Origin of the sequence: Ahrensia sp. 13_GOM-1096m (assembly GCF_000620605.1) — a bacterium.
GTDB classification, from domain to species: Bacteria; Pseudomonadota; Alphaproteobacteria; order Rhizobiales; family Rhizobiaceae; genus Ahrensia; species Ahrensia kielensis.
In genome coordinates this window covers 164462-178394 of record NZ_JIAX01000006.1, presented here as the reverse complement: position 1 = coordinate 178394, position 13933 = coordinate 164462, and the positions used below count along the sequence as shown (strand labels likewise).

Here is a 13933-nt window from a genome sequence, read left to right as displayed (position 1 = left end):
CCGCGCTTATGTATCAAGTTTCAAGTGAGACTGTTAGATCAGTCTTCGCTTTCTTCTTTTGGAAATTCTTTTCCAGTTTCTTGATCGACAACTTTCATGGAAAGGCGAACTTTACCACGGTCATCAAAGCCCATCAGTTTAACCCAAACCTTCTGGCCTTCTTTTACAACGTCCGCTGTTTTCGCAACACGCTCACTGGCAAGCTGAGAAATATGAACGAGACCGTCTTTAGGTCCAAAGAAGTTCACGAATGCGCCAAAGTCAGCAACCTTAACGACTGTACCTTCATAGATTTCGCCAACTTCCGGCTCAGCTGTGATTGAGTGAATCCACTTTTTCGCAGCTTCGATTTCTTTGCCAGATGAAGATGCGATCTTCACAGTACCATCGTCTTCGATGTTGATTTTCGCGCCTGTTTTTTCAACGATTTCGCGGATAACTTTACCGCCTGCGCCGATAACATCCCGGATTTTATCAACTGGAACCTGCATCACTTCGATACGCGGTGCAAACTCACCAAGCTCGCCGCGGCTCTCTGACAATGCATTTGCCATTTCACCGAGAATATGGATACGGCCGCCTTTAGCCTGCTCCAATGCGATCTTCATGATGTCTTCAGTGATACCCTGAATTTTGATGTCCATCTGCAATGCAGTGATACCATTTTCAGAACCAGCAACTTTAAAGTCCATATCGCCGAGGTGATCTTCATCGCCAAGGATATCGGAAAGAACAGCGAAATCATCGCCTTCTTTGATAAGGCCCATCGCGATACCAGCAACAGGTGCTTTGATCGGAACGCCAGCGTCCATCATTGCCAATGACGCACCACAAACAGAAGCCATAGAAGATGAACCGTTTGATTCAGTAATCTCTGAAACAACGCGGATAGTGTATGGGAAGTCTTCCGGTGCTGGGAGCATCGGATGAACCGCGCGCCAAGCCAATTTGCCGTGACCAATTTCGCGGCGGCCCGGTGAGCCCATGCGGCCAGCTTCACCAACAGAATATGGTGGGAAGTTGTAGTGCAGCATAAAGCTTTCTTTGTAAGTGCCTGTGAGCGAGTCGATGAACTGCTCATCATCACCAGTACCCAAAGTTGCAACAACCATTGCCTGTGTTTCACCACGGGTAAAGATTGCAGAACCGTGTGTACGCGGGAATACACCAACTTCAGAAATGATTGGGCGAACTGTTTCCAGATCACGGCCATCAATACGTTTCTTTGTTTTCAAAATGTCACCGCGAACAACGTTCGCCTGCAATGATTTGAATACAGCGCCGATTTGTTCAGGCGTATGTTCGCCTTCACCATCTTCCGGCAACATTGCTTCTTTGACTTTAGCTTTCGCCGCATCAATAGCTTTGTAACGCTCTTGTTTGTCTGTGATTTTATATGCTGCAGACAGATCAGAAGCTGCAATCTTAGCCATTTCAGCTTCAAGTGCAGACAAATCTTCAGGCGTATAATCGCGTGGGTCTTTCGCAGCAACTTCAGCAAGTGAAATGATGGCTTTAATAACAGGCTGGAAGCCTCTGTGACCGAACATGACAGCGCCGAGCATTGTTTCTTCGTCTAGCTCTTTAGCTTCTGATTCAACCATCAAAACAGCGTCTTGTGTACCAGCAACAACAAGGTCAAGATTGCTCTCTTCCATCTCGTCGATATGTGGGTTCAAAACATATTCGCCATTGATGTAGCCAACACGTGCAGCACCAAGTGGGCCCATGAATGGCACGCCAGAAATTGTTAGCGCGGCAGAACCAGCAACCATTGCAACCATATCTGGATCGTTTTCCAGATCGTGCTGAAGAACGGTCAAAACAACTTGTGTTTCATTCTTATAGCCTTCCGCGAAAAGCGGACGGATTGGACGGTCGATTAGACGCGATGTTAGTGTTTCTTTTTCAGAAGGACGGCCTTCGCGCTTAAAGAAACCACCTGGAATCTTACCCGCAGCAAATGTCTTTTCCTGATAGTTTACTGTTAGCGGGAAAAAGTCTTGGCCTGGCTTAGCTGTTTTTGCAGATACAACTGTCGCAAGAACGACTGTTTCGCCGTATGTTGCCAATACTGCACCGTCAGCCTGACGGGCGATTTTACCTGTTTCGAGTGTTAGCGTGCGACCGCCCCACTCAACTTCCACCTTATGGTGATCGAACATGTCTTGTCCTTTCAAGTTCATGCATGCGCACTGCTACATTTCGCGTGCGCTTTTTCTTCATTATGAGCTTGGGCAAGACGACTGGGCACTTGAATACAAGTAACCGGCAATCCTGCCCCATAGAATATGTTCTTTCTTTCTCGAACATATTCAAACCCGTTCTTCTTTCCAATGAAATTAAATCCACTGGAAAAAGAGCGGGCCAAAGCCCGCTCTCAATTCAGTTAGCGACGTAGACCAAGCTCAGAAATGAGCTTTGAATAGCGTGCTTCGTCCTTGCGCTTCAAATAGTCCAGAAGACTACGGCGCGAAGAAACCATTTTCAAAAGTCCACGGCGGGAATGGTTATCCTTTTTGTGGTCTTTGAAGTGACCTGTGAGTGTGTTGATGCGGTCTGTAAGGATCGCTACTTGCACTTCCGGTGAACCAGTATCGCCAGCTTTTGTGGCAAATTTCTGGATTAACTCAGCTTTACGCTCAGGTGTAATCGACATCGGATGTCCTTTCTTAATATGAAGGGTTAATCGGTCGCCCAGACCGGGATGTCGTCCAGCAAGGGCCATATACTGCAAATATTTGCTGTATTGCGCTGCACATAGTCTATTTTGGCATGAAATGAAAGAGGGAGCTTTGTTTAAACTAAGCAAGCGCCAATGTCATAAAATAGCTGTGCGGATCCGGACCATAATCCGCAAATGGGCCAGAGGCGGTAAACCCAAAGCGTTCATAGAGCTTTTGTGCGGGCATAAAGTGCTCAGTCTTACCCGTTTCCAAGCTCAACCGTTTCAAGCCACGGTTCTGCGCTTCATCAATGAGATGTTTAACCAGATGATAAGCGATGCGCTTTCCGCGATGTTTTTCCAGTGTGTGCATGGATTTAATCTCACCCAAGCCATTGCCGTGATCCTTGAGCGCAACACACCCAACCAGTTCACCATCTAAATATGCAGACCAAAAGCTTATTTCAGGTACACGAAGCGCAGCTATATCCAGCGCAAAAACGCTTTCAGCCGGTGTAATCGCAAACATATGGTCGAGATGCCGCTGCAGGAGAGCGGCAATCTCTGATCCCATAAGATCATCTTCTTTGATCGTTAGTGTGGTCATTTTATTGCGAAAGAATTTTCACTTCCGTGAAGTCTTCCAATCCCCAAGCGCCGCCCTCGCGGCCATTACCAGACTGTTTATAGCCACCAAAAGGATGGCCCATGCCTAGTCCTTTACGGTTCACGCGCACCATACCTGCACGCAGGCGGCGCCCAACACGATCACCTTTTTCTTTATCATCCGTGCTTAAGTACGCAGCCAAACCGTATGGGGTATCATTACCGAGGCGCACAGCCTCATCTTCTGAACCGTCAAACGCGATCATGGATAGAACCGGACCGAAAATTTCTTCTTTGTAGATCGTCATATCCGGCGTTACGTCCGCAAATACGGTCGGACGGACAAAATATCCGCGATTAAAGCCTTCAGGACGACCCAAGCCGCCTGTCACGAGCCGCGCACCTTCTTTGATGCCGATTTCAATCAGCGCCTGAACCTTGTCATATTGCATCTGACTGACGAGCGGGCCGATGTGGCTGCCCTTTTCTCTTGGAGAGCCTACTTTCACGTTTTCAGCAGCAACTTTCGCAATAGATACCGCCTGCTCATAAACGCTTTCTTCAACCAGCATACGTGTTGGCGAGTTACATGATTGGCCAGTATTTTCCATGCAATGCTCAACGCCGCCGGTTACCATTTTCTCCAGATCACAATCGGCAAAAATGATATTCGGTGATTTACCGCCAAGTTCAAGCGTTACACGCTTAACCGTGTCAGCCGCCCCTTTCGTGACCAGCGCTCCGGCGCGGGTTGAACCGGTAAAGCTCATCATATCAATATCTGGATGCGTTGACATGGCTTCGCCAACGCCTGCACCATCGCCATTTACAAGGTTAAAGACACCTTTTGGAAAACCTGCCTGATCAACAAACTCAGCAAAGAGCATGGCAGATAGGGGTGCTATTTCCGAAGGCTTGAGAACGCATGTGCAACCGGTCGCAAGCGCCGGAATAACCTTTAAGGTGATTTGATTGATTGGCCAGTTCCAAGGAGTGATGAGACCACAGACACCGATAGGCTCGCGTATAATTGTCTGCCCGTCTTGGAATGGTTTTTCCCACTCGAAATCATCAAGCGCTTTGAGGAAACCTTTTAGATGCCAAGGCCCGACACCTGCCTGATCATTTGCGGCAAGGTCAATCGGCGCACCCATTTCTAGGCTGATGGCTTCGCCCAATTCGCTCAAGCGCTCTTTCATGATTTCGCCAAGCTTGACGATAAGTGCGCGGCGCTCATCAACGGGCGTTGCTGCCCAGCTATCGAAACTGTCTTTTGCAGCTTTTACCGCTAGATCGAGATCAGCTTTAGCTCCCAAAGAGATGATCGCGCACGCTTCTTCCGTCGCAGGATCAATCACTTCCAAATCATTTTCAACGAGCGGTTTTACCCAGCTGCCATTGATATAAAAATTGCGCTTATCGATCATTTTGGGCTCCATGTCTTGAAGCCCTAATGTAGGTTAAATGCCGCTAAACAAAAAGCCCTATGATCAAAGATTAAATACGCGCTTGGGCTGAAATGTCCCTTTGCCGATTTCACCAATAGCCAGCAGTTTTCCTTTGATGAAAGCACATGCCTCATCTTCTGCAATTGGCGCATCTCGGCCAATCAACAAAGCAGGATTACCCATACGAATACGCTGGGCCTGTTCATCGGAAAGTTCAACACGCGGCAAACCACCCATCGCTTCACCTGTATCGAGTAGCAACGCATCGAGCGCGCCATAATCGACCGCTTCATCATCAACTATTTCTGGCTTTGCAGCTTCCAAATCAGACAGCGACACAAGATCAGCCTCGTCAAATGGCTCAACAAGTGTGCGGCGCAGCTCGGTTACATGGCCATAACAGCCAAGCTCAATACCCAAATCGCGCGCCAAGGAGCGCACATAAGTGCCCTTGCCGCATTCAACTTCGAAAGTGGTTTCATCTGCTGCGTGCTCAGTGATCTTGATCTCATCAATTTCAACTTCACGGGCTTTAATGTCCACCTGCTCACCACCGCGAGCAAGATCATAAGCGCGTGCACCATCAATTTTGATGGCCGAAAACTGCGGTGGTATCTGGCTAATCACACCTGTGTAATTGGCAAGAATGGCTTCTACTTCAGCACGTTCTGGCCGCTTGTCCGAAGTTTTGATTTGTTCGCCTTCAAGGTCGTCCGTCGATGTTTGCGCGCCCCATGCAACTTTGAACCGATATGCTTTGGTTCCGTCAGTTACATATGGCATCGTTTTGGTTGCTTCACCCAATGCAATTGGCAAGACACCTGTCGCGAGCGGATCTAATGTGCCGCCATGGCCTGCCTTTTGCGCGCCAAACAACCATTTGATTTTGCCAACAGCTTCGGTTGAACCCATTTCCAGTGGCTTATCTAAAATAATCCAGCCGGAAACAGGACGGCCTTTTTTCTTGCGTTGACGTGCCATTAGTCTTCGCCCTCATCGTCATTAAGATCGCGTGCAACTTCTGGGCTTTTCAGCAAAGCATCAATTTTCGAGAAATTGTCAAAACTCGTATCGGGCCTAAAACGAAATGACGGCATATATTTCATTTCACGCAATTGCGGGCTAACACGGCCGCGTATAAATTTTGCATTTGCTGCGAGCGCCTTAACAATGGGCTGCATATCCTGCTGGCCAAATGCCGTGATAAAAGCTGTTGCAATTTTTAAGTCCGACGACATGCGCACTTCGGTAATGGATAGAACCACGCCATCAAGGGCTGGATCTTGCAGATCGCCGCGCTGAATAAGCTGCGTTAATGCATGGCGTACATTTTCCCCAACACGTAGCTGGCGCTGATTTGGTTCGTTTGTTTTACTCATAGGTTATTTGCGCTCTTCCATTGATAATGAGAACATAGCTTGAGGTTGAGTTTTGAAATTCGTATTTCGGCAGCGTTTGCTACGCCCGTTAAAAAACGTGAAGCATAGCCAAGCTTTGTCTTGCTGGGCGCTTTATGTGCCGTGGAATTATGCTTGAATTCAAGCGTCATATTGCTCCCCTACCGGACGGGATTGGACCGTCCGGTGTGAGTTTTAATTAAGCTTCAAGCTTACGTGCGATCTCTTCGACACGGAAACATTCAACAACATCGCCTTCGCGAATGTCTTCGTAGTTTTCAAATGCCATACCGCATTCTTGACCAGAAGGCACTTCAGCAACTTCGTCTTTGAAGCGTTTGAGTGTTTTCAGTTTACCTTCATGGATAACAACGTTGTCACGGATAAGGCGAACACCAGCACCGCGCTCAACTTTACCCTCAGTGACACGGCAACCAGCAATTTTGCCGACTTTCGTGATGTTGAAGATTTCGAGCATTTCCGCGTTACCAAGGAATGTTTCACGGCGTTCTGGAGATAGAAGACCTTCCATCGCAGCTCTTACGTCATCAAGTAGGTTATAGATGATGTTGTAGTAGCGGATTTCTACGCCAGCTGCTTCCGCAGCCTCACGTGCCTGTTTATTGGCACGAACGTTGAAGCCCATGATTGCAGCACCCGTTGATTCTGCAAGCGAAACATCGGTTTCTGTAATACCGCCGGCACCCGAATGGATGACACGTGCGATCACTTCTTCCGTGCTCATTTTATCAAGCGCACCATTAATGGCTTCTACAGAACCCTGTACATCGCCTTTAATAAGAAGTGGGAATTCGGCACGATCCTTATCGGCAGCCAAAGCCATCATCTGTTCAAGTGAGCCACGCGCACCTGTTTGACGCGCAACAGCTTTCTCACGGTCTAAACGTTGACGGTAATCTGTGATTTCACGTGCCCGCGCTTCGCTATCAACAACCGCCATACGGTCACCAGCTTGCGGCGTGCCGCTGAGGCCAAGAATTTCGACCGGCATTGATGGCAGACCTGCTGCAATCTGTTCGCCTTGATCGTTGATCAATGCGCGAACCTTGCCCCATTGCGAACCAGCAACAATGATGTCGCCCGTTTTCAATGTACCGGTTTGGATGAGTACGGTTGCAACAGCACCGCGTCCCTTATCCAATTTGGCTTCAACAACTGTACCTTCTGCAGAACGGTTCGGGTTGGCTTTCAACTCAAGAACTTCGGACTGCAACAAAATCGCTTCCAAAAGGCCGTCCAAGTTTGTGCCCTTAAGAGCCGAAACTTCAACTTCCTGCGTGTCACCACCCATCGATTCTACAAACACTTCATGCTGCAAGAGCTCTGTGCGAACTTTTTGCGGATCAGCAGATGGTTTGTCGATTTTGTTGATTGCGACGATCATCGGAACGCCTGACGCTTTGATATGAGCAATAGACTCAATCGTTTGCGGCATAACCGAATCATCAGCTGCAACCACGAGGATCGCAATATCTGTAGCCTGCGCACCACGGGCACGCATTGCAGTAAACGCAGCGTGGCCAGGTGTATCAAGGAATGTGATCTTTTGACCGTTTTGCTCAACCTGATAGGCACCAATGTGCTGTGTGATACCGCCGGCTTCGCCTGCAGTTACACGCGCATTACGAATAGCATCGAGCAATGATGTTTTACCGTGGTCAACATGGCCCATAATAGTGACAACCGGTGCACGGGTTTCAAGATCTTCGACCTTGTCCTGAACGTCAAAGATACCTTCTTCAACATCCGCTTCGGTAACACGCTTAACAGTGTGGCCAAATTCTTCAGCAATCAATTGCGCCAAATCGGCATCAATCAAATCGCCTGGTTTCATCATCTGTCCCTCTTTCATGAGGTACTTGACGACATCCACCGAACGCTCTGCCATACGCTGAGCTAGTTCCTGAATAGTGATTGTTTCAGGTAGCTGCACTTCACGCGCTACTTTCTCGCGCGGGCCAGATTGACCGCTTTGCGCGCGCTTGATTTTCTCTTGGCGACGACGCATCGCTGCCATTGAACGTGATCGGCCTTCGCCATCACCTGTCGCATTGGCGAGCGTTAGCTTACCACGACGACGCTGATCTGTGCCGCGTGTATTACGCGCTGGTTTAGCATCTTCCTTTTCAGGACGGCGCACTGGCGTTGGCATAGCGCTACCACGTTTGCTTTCGCTACGTGCAGCAGCTGCTTCCGCATCAGCTGGAGACATTTGTGCCGCTTTTGCTGCTTTTTCTTCAGCGCGTACTTTTTCTTCAGCGCGGCGCTGTTCATCAGCTGCGCGTTTTGCAGCTTCTTCGTCCTGCTTACGGCGGAAATCTTCTTCTGCCGCACGTCGGCGTGTCATTTCAGCCGCGCGTGCTTCATCTTCAGCAGCACGTTCTTTTGCACTTTCGAGCGCACGCATACGAGCGTCCATCTCATTCTTCGATAGGTTGCGTCCACGTGTTTTATTGATAACAGGTTTCGCAGCCTTTGGCGCTGGCGCCCTAGCAGGTATCTGTACTGGCGGCGGCGTTGGTTTTACAGGCTCTTTAGCTTCAACAGGCGCCGGTTTTTCTTCTGGCACCTCTTTAACAGGAGCAACCTCTTTAACTGGTGCAACCTCAGGTTCCTGCGGCGCAACAACTTCTTCCGCAACTGGTGCTACTTCTTCAACAACAGCAGGTGTCTCGCGCACCACTTTACCTGGTGGCGGCGGTGTTTCCACACGCGTTTCCGTTTCTTTAATGCGGGCTGCAACAGCCGCTGCTGCTGCTGCCATCGCATCGGCTTCGGCTTTAGCCTGAGCCGCTTTTTCTTTAGGCGTTAGAAACTTGCGTTTGCGCGTTTCAACCACAACCTGCTTAGAGCGGCCATGGCTCAAATTTTGACGCACAGTACCTGAACCACTACCCTTTAAAGAGAGAGTGCGCCCAGAGCCGCCTTTTTTATTGTCGTCAGAATTCATATCGCTCATTCTTCGTCCGTTTCTTCCTCATCCCAGAAGCTTTGTCCTTCTGGCATGTCATGTTCATCTGCTATCTGCCGATACATTTTCAGCGCATTAAGTCTTTTCAGCGCTGCTGCACCCGGTCCAGCATTCATTATTGCGGCATGTATCACATTTCCGCCGCCAAAAGCCAAATCCATTTCGTCACGTCCAAATAAAGTAAACGACTCTATTCTTGGACCACCCAGATGCACTGTTGCGCGTCTGGCTTGCGTTATCTTTCTTACGCCGTCAGGCGCTGCCGCCGTAGAGTGCAAAACTGCCAATGCTTTGCCTGCGCGAACCGCTTTATCGACCTGCGCCGAACCGAAAATTGCAGCTCCAGCTTTTCGTGCCAAACCCAAGCTACCAAGGGCAGCGCGCTGAAGCAGCTGATCAACCAGATCGGGCAGATCGGCGTGCGCGGCAACATTTTGTTTAAACCCACGCGCAAACAGCCCTTTTGCAACGGCCTTCTCTATATATGTGCGCTCAGCGCGCACCCAACAACCACGACCAGGTAAATTTCGCTTTAAATCAGGCACAACCTGATCACCTGGCCCAATGACAAAACGCATCAAAACGTCCGCGTCACCACTTTCACCTGTGACAATACATTTGCGGTCATTCATATCAGATGCATTGCCCTTGGTCATAATTGTCACGCAAATCGTTAAATCGCGTTCGATACCTCTGCTTCATCAGTTTCAGTTGCTTCAGCCTCAACGTCTGCATCCAAATCTTCCTGCTTAATCCAGCCTTCTGCAAGGCGCGCAGTAACAATCATCTCTTCTGCTTCGGCACGTGTTGTTCCGTAAAGTGTAAAGAGACCATCAAATGTTTTTGTCTCACCATCTTTACGTTCACGCCATCCGCACAGATCGTCAACGGCACAGCCAGCAAAGTCATCCATGGTTTTGATACCATCTTCACCAAGCGTGACCAACATTGCTGTTGTCATACCAGGAATTTCGATCAGAAGGTCTTCAACGCCAAGTGCTTTACGTTTTTCGTCATTTTCTGTTTCGATACGTTCTAGATACTCATTTGCTCGTGTTTGTATCTCACCAGCAGTATCTGCGTCAAAACCGTCGATTGCCGCAACTTCATCAGCATCAACATAGGCGACTTCTTCAATTGAAGAGAAACCTTCAGATGCCAGTAGCTGACCAACCATTTCATCAACGTCTAGCGCATGCATAAACAATTCAGAGCGTTCGGCAAACTCTTTCTGACGACGAGAAGATTCTTCTTCCTCTGTCAGAATGTCAATATCCCAGCCTGTTAGCTGCGATGCCAAACGCACGTTCTGTCCGCGGCGACCAATTGCCAATGACAATTGCTCGTCTGGTACAACAACTTCAATACGCTCAGCATCTTCATCAAGAACCACTTTAGCAACCTCAGCAGGCTGCAATGCGTTCACGATAAAGGAAGCCGCATCTGGCTGCCAAGGAATGATATCGATTTTTTCGCCCTGAAGTTCGGCGACAACGGCCTGCACACGTGAACCGCGCATACCAACACATGCGCCAACAGGATCGATTGAAGAATCTGAAGAAATAACGGCGATTTTTGCACGTGAACCAGGGTCACGAGCAACGGATTTGATCTCGATGATACCGTCATAGATTTCCGGCACTTCCATCTGGAAGAGTTTCGCCATGAATTGCGGATGCGTACGGCTCAAGAATATTTGCGGGCCGCGCTGTTCACGGCGCACATCATAAACAATGGCACGCACGCGCTCACCATAACGGTAAGTCTCACGCGGGATCAGTTCGTCACGGCGAATAATACCTTCGCCGCGGCCCAGATCAACAATCACATTGCCATATTCAACACGCTTAACAGTGCCGTTGATGATTTCACCAACACGGTCTTTGTATTCATCATATTGCTTATCACGCTCAGCTTCGCGCACTTTTTGCACGATAACCTGCTTTGCAGATTGCGCTGCAATGCGGCCAAAATCGAGCGGCGGCAATGTTTCGCGCGTGAACTGGCCAACTTCGATTTCAGGATTATCAGCCCGCGCCAAATCAATATGGATTTGGTTGTCATAGTTTTCGACTTCGTCGACAACTTCCATCAAGCGCTCAAGCCGGATTTCACCAGTTTTGGCATTAATGTCCGCATGCACATTGGTTTCTTGACCATAGCGGGACTTCGCTGCCTTCTGGATGGCATCCGCCATCGCACCGATGACAATTTCCTTGTCGATCAGTTTTTCACGCGCAACAGCATCCGCTATTTGAAGAAGCTCTAGTTTGTTTGCACTTACGGCCATGAAAGTTCTCCTTGATGGCGCCAAGCCATCAGCATTTCACTTTAAGAGTTGTCGTTATTATCTGTGTCGTCGTCTATCGTTTCACCACGCGCTATGCGCGCAGCTTTTTCCGCCTTCAAAGAATCGCGGATCAATTCATCTGTCAAAATCAATCGAGCATCGTTTATGGCATCGAGAGGGATCACCACTGAACTGTTTTCACCGTAAGTTGCCTTGTCCGGCACCAGTGTGAATTCGCTCTCGGTAACCGCTGTAATAGTACCACGGAACCGCTTGCGGTTATCCACCAAGCGCGATGTTTCCAACTTAACGATATGCCCGTCCCATTTTGCAAAATCTGATTTGCGCACAAGCGGCCTATCAATACCTGGCGTCGAAATTTCCAAGTAATACTGGCGTTCAACAGGGTCTTCGACATCAAGTAGCGGTGACACTATGCGGCTGACTTCTTCGCAGTCAGAAACCGTCATTGTGCCGTCTGGCCGCTCTACCATAATTTGCAAGGTAAGGCCATTCAAACCACTTAGTCGGACGCGGCATAAAACATAACCCGCACTATTAATGACTGGCTCAACAATGGAAGCAATACGAGCATCAACACCCGTCTCTGTGATGAGGCGCGGCTCATAGTTTTCCACCGGAGGTAAAGCGTTTTGTTCGGTCATAGGCCCTTTAAGTAATAAAAAAGAGCGGGTCCGTTGGGCCCACTCTTGCTCGTTCGATCAAGATTTTCATTTGATATACGCCCACACTGACGGATTTGCAAGGACGCTGTTGAAATTCTCGGTATTCAGCCAAAGTCTGCGGTTTACTTTTTGCTAACCACGTTTGTTCGCAGCTGATTAACCAAGAGCATTTACCATGTTTATTAAGGGCTTCGCTTACGGCTCATTTATTTTGTACAGGTAAATTGATTATGCGTTTTTCGAGTGTTTTTGTCAGCGTTCTTGCCGGGCTTATCGTTGCGGGCTGTGCATCCAAACCCAAACCAGTTACGAGCCTTAGTACAGATCGGCCAATCACTGCATCGTCATACCAAGCAGATGAACCTCTCATCTTCCGCCCAAAAGAACCCAAAGCAGACTATGAAAACAACTATAGCTCAAACCACGGCCTTGCCGGACGGACGATCTACGCTTCATCAATACGCGATATAAAACTGCAGAATAAAGAGGTTATCCTGACGTTTGATGATGGCCCTGCGCCCGGGAAAACTGAACGTGTTTTAAATGCGCTTGATCAGCACGGCATCAAAGCAACATTTCTTATGGTAGGCCAGATGGCAAAGGCAAATCCAGCCCTAGCAAAGCGCGTTGCACAACAAGGACATGCTATAGGTAGCCATACCTACAATCACGACAACCTTGCCAAACAAAGCTTCTCTTCCGCGATTGATAATATTCGCCGAGGCGAGCGCGCTGTAAGAGCCGCCACGGGGAGCGAAGTTGCTTTCTTCCGCTTTCCATATTTAAGCAACACGTCAAAACTACGTGACCACCTCGCATCACGCGGAACAGTCGTTCTCGACGTTGATATTGATAGCAAAGACTATTTTAAAGTCAGTCCTGCGCATGTCGTGGAGCAAACGATGAAGCGTTTACACGCCAAAGGTAGCGGCATCATATTGTTGCATGATCTTCACAATCGCACAGCCACGATGTTACCGACATTACTTCGCCGATTGAAAGCAGATGGCTATAAAGTCGTCAACTTACAGCCTTCTCGCGGTGCCGGTGGGGCCGTTGCCTTACTTGATAATTAAACAATAACAACCAACGAGAAGCGCCTGCAATTGCGGGTGCTTCAAACACATTCAGCCAAATCTACTTTCGCAGGAATGTTAGATAGGCAGGCGTGCGGCCTTCCCTAAAGGCTTTTGCCTCATAGCGCGTGCCAGGCCATGCCTCATAGGGCGTATGCCAATCATCAGCGGTTTGCGCCAGCCACTCAAAATCTGGATGCTCATCACAATGGTTGAGTGTCCAATTAACATATGTGTCGATATCTGAAGCGAAGCGGAACAAGCTTCCCGATTTCAAAACGCGAGCAAAACGAGACAAGTTTTGCGGGTTCACAAAACGGCGCTTCCAATGCTTCTTTTTTGGCCAAGGGTCTGGATAAAGAAGATCAATGCCATCAATCGAATTTGCTGGCATCCAATCAAGAAGCTGGGTGGCATCATCATCATAGACGCGAAGATTTTCCAAACCTGCTTCGCTAGCATTGGCAAGAAATTTCGCCATTGAATTCACGAACGGCTCTACACCAATAAAACCAATATCAGGGAAGCGTGTCGCTTCATGAACGAGATGCTCGCCGCCGCCGAAGCCTATTTCAAGGCGCACCTTCGCTGGTGCATGTTCAAATAATGCCGACATCGATGCGGGAGCTGTGTCTGTATCGATAGCAATGCGCAATTTGGGTAATTGCGACTCATATTGGCCTGATTGGCGCGGCTTCATTGCCTTACCGCGCCTTCTGCCAAAAAATGCCTCTGTAGAACGGCTTCGTCTATCTTCGCTCATCACCTATGCG

Annotated in this window: 12 protein-coding genes; 1 reads left to right on the top strand and 11 read right to left on the bottom strand. The window is 48.8% G+C overall.

The features are described from left to right. Nucleotides 1-38 precede the first annotated feature (38 nt). The 10 genes from pnp to rimP form a co-directional block, all read right to left on the bottom strand. Nucleotides 39-2165: a polyribonucleotide nucleotidyltransferase gene (pnp, locus tag N530_RS0101215; RefSeq protein ID WP_026479200.1), complete on the bottom strand. Its 2127-nt coding sequence runs from the start codon at nt 2163-2165 to the stop codon at nt 39-41. 224 nt (nt 2166-2389) lie between these two features. Beyond that, a complete protein-coding gene (gene rpsO / locus N530_RS0101210) occupies nt 2390-2659 on the bottom strand; it encodes a 30S ribosomal protein S15 (protein WP_018688886.1) in 270 nt (89 codons plus the stop codon). A gap of 145 nt (nt 2660-2804) precedes the next feature. Beyond that, complete coding sequence (locus N530_RS0101205; RefSeq protein WP_026479199.1) at nt 2805-3272, bottom strand: GNAT family N-acetyltransferase; 468 nt, start codon at nt 3270-3272, stop codon at nt 2805-2807. A gap of 1 nt (nt 3273) precedes the next feature. After that, nucleotides 3274-4698 carry an aldehyde dehydrogenase family protein gene (locus N530_RS0101200; RefSeq protein ID WP_026479198.1) on the bottom strand — a complete coding sequence of 475 codons (1425 nt, stop codon included), beginning with the start codon at nt 4696-4698 and terminating at the stop codon, nt 3274-3276. Between the two features lie 63 nt (nt 4699-4761). Beyond that, nucleotides 4762-5700, bottom strand: coding sequence for a tRNA pseudouridine(55) synthase TruB (truB, locus tag N530_RS0101195; RefSeq protein ID WP_026479197.1), 939 nt, complete (start codon nt 5698-5700; stop codon nt 4762-4764). Then, on the bottom strand, nt 5700-6098 hold the full coding sequence (rbfA, locus tag N530_RS0101190) for a 30S ribosome-binding factor RbfA (RefSeq protein WP_026479196.1): 399 nt from the start codon (nt 6096-6098) through the stop codon (nt 5700-5702). The genes truB and rbfA overlap by 1 nt, the downstream gene beginning before the upstream one ends. 217 nt (nt 6099-6315) lie before the next feature. Then, the gene (gene infB, locus N530_RS0101180) at nt 6316-9096 is read right to left on the bottom strand and encodes a translation initiation factor IF-2 (protein ID WP_026479195.1); all 2781 of its coding nucleotides are present in this window, start codon (nt 9094-9096) and stop codon (nt 6316-6318) included. Beyond that, nucleotides 9093-9764: an RNA-binding protein gene (locus N530_RS0101175; protein ID WP_018688893.1), complete on the bottom strand. Its 672-nt coding sequence runs from the start codon at nt 9762-9764 to the stop codon at nt 9093-9095. The genes infB and N530_RS0101175 overlap by 4 nt, the downstream gene beginning before the upstream one ends. 17 nt (nt 9765-9781) lie before the next feature. Continuing rightward, nucleotides 9782-11398: a transcription termination factor NusA gene (nusA, locus tag N530_RS0101170; RefSeq protein ID WP_026479194.1), complete on the bottom strand. Its 1617-nt coding sequence runs from the start codon at nt 11396-11398 to the stop codon at nt 9782-9784. 41 nt (nt 11399-11439) lie between these two features. After that, entirely contained in the window at nt 11440-12063 is a 624-nt protein-coding gene (rimP, locus tag N530_RS0101165) for a ribosome maturation factor RimP (RefSeq protein ID WP_051540684.1), read from the bottom strand. A 251-nt stretch (nt 12064-12314) separates the two neighbouring features. Here rimP and N530_RS0101160 point away from each other — a divergent pair, with 251 nt between their 5' ends. Next, nucleotides 12315-13160, top strand: coding sequence for a polysaccharide deacetylase family protein (locus N530_RS0101160; RefSeq protein ID WP_026479192.1), 846 nt, complete (start codon nt 12315-12317; stop codon nt 13158-13160). Between the two features lie 61 nt (nt 13161-13221). Here the strand turns inward: N530_RS0101160 and trmB are convergent, their stop codons facing one another. After that, nucleotides 13222-13923 carry a tRNA (guanosine(46)-N7)-methyltransferase TrmB gene (gene trmB / locus N530_RS0101155; RefSeq protein ID WP_026479191.1) on the bottom strand — a complete coding sequence of 234 codons (702 nt, stop codon included), beginning with the start codon at nt 13921-13923 and terminating at the stop codon, nt 13222-13224. Nucleotides 13924-13933 lie beyond the last annotated feature (10 nt).